Genomic DNA, 1413 nt, shown 5'->3' on the forward strand with positions numbered 1-1413 from the left:
ACTCCGAGAAGTACCAGCTCAAACCCCGGGACTGGGCCCGCGCCGACACCGACGGCATCGCGCCCCTCATCACCCGCCTCAACACCGTCCGGCGCGAGAACCCGGCCCTGCGGCAGCTGCGCGACCTTAACTTCCACCACGCCGACCAGGACGCGGTGATCGTCTACAGCAAGCGGAGCGGATCGAACACGGTTCTGGTGGTCGTGAACCTCGACCCCCACCACACCCAGGAGGCCACGGTCTCGTTGGACATGCCGCAACTCGGCCTGAACTGGCACGAGTCGGTGCCGGTGCGCGACGAGCTCACCGGCGAAACCTACAACTGGGGCAGGGCCAACTATGTGCGCCTGGAACCGGGAAACCGGGCCGCGCACATCCTCACCGTCCTGCGACCGTCCCCGCGGATCGGAGGGTCACCCACACAATGATCGTCAACGAACCCGTCCCGGACACCTTCGAGGACACACCTGCCAAGGACCGGGACCCGGACTGGTTCAAACGCGCCGTCTTCTACGAGGTCCTGGTCCGCTCCTTCCAGGACAGCAACGGCGACGGCATCGGCGACCTCAAGGGCCTGACCGCCAAACTCGACTACCTGCAGTGGCTCGGCGTCGACTGCCTCTGGCTGCCGCCCTTCTTCAAGTCCCCGCTGCGGGACGGCGGTTACGACGTCTCCGACTACACGGCCGTCCTCCCCGAGTTCGGCGACCTCGCCGACTTCGTGGAGTTCGTCGACGCCGCCCACCAGCGCGGCATGCGCGTCATCATCGACTTCGTCATGAACCACACCAGCGACCAGCACCCGTGGTTCCAGGAGTCGCGCAAGGACCCCGACGGGCCGTACGGGGACTACTACGTCTGGGCGGACGACGACAAGCAGTACCAGGACGCCCGGATCATCTTCGTGGACACCGAGGTCTCCAACTGGACGTACGACCCGGTCCGCAAGCAGTACTACTGGCACCGCTTCTTCTCGCACCAGCCCGACCTCAACTACGAGAACCCCGCCGTCCAGGAGGAGATCCTCTCCGCGCTCCGGTTCTGGCTGGACCTCGGCATCGACGGGTTCCGGCTCGACGCCGTGCCGTACCTCTACCAGCGCGAGGGCACCAACTGCGAGAACCTGCCCGCGACCCACGACTTCCTGAAGCGGGTGCGCAAGGAGATCGACACGCAGTATCCGGACACCGTGCTGCTGGCGGAGGCGAACCAGTGGCCGGAGGACGTCGTCGACTACTTCGGTGACTACCGCAGCGGCGGGGACGAGTGCCACATGGCGTTCCATTTCCCGGTGATGCCGCGGATCTTCATGGCGGTACGGCGGGAATCCCGCTACCCCGTCTCGGAAATCCTCGCCAAGACCCCGGCCATTCCCTCCGGCTGCCAGTGGGGCATCTTCCTGCGCAACCACGA

2 protein-coding genes are annotated in these 1413 nt (G+C 66.1%); both read left to right on the forward strand.

The genetic code is table 11. The features are described 5' to 3' along the window. On the forward strand, positions 1–428 hold a 428-nt coding region (locus tag ACFY0K_RS44705; RefSeq protein WP_390644776.1), incomplete at its 5' end, for a DUF3459 domain-containing protein. Continuing rightward, positions 425–1413 (forward strand): alpha-amylase family glycosyl hydrolase (locus ACFY0K_RS44710; RefSeq protein ID WP_390644777.1); only part of this gene is annotated, 989 nt, incomplete at its 3' end. The genes ACFY0K_RS44705 and ACFY0K_RS44710, both read left to right, overlap by 4 nt.

It is taken from the genome of Streptomyces sp. NPDC001507 (genome assembly GCF_042894765.1).
In the GTDB taxonomy this organism is placed as follows: domain Bacteria; phylum Actinomycetota; class Actinomycetes; order Streptomycetales; family Streptomycetaceae; genus Streptomyces.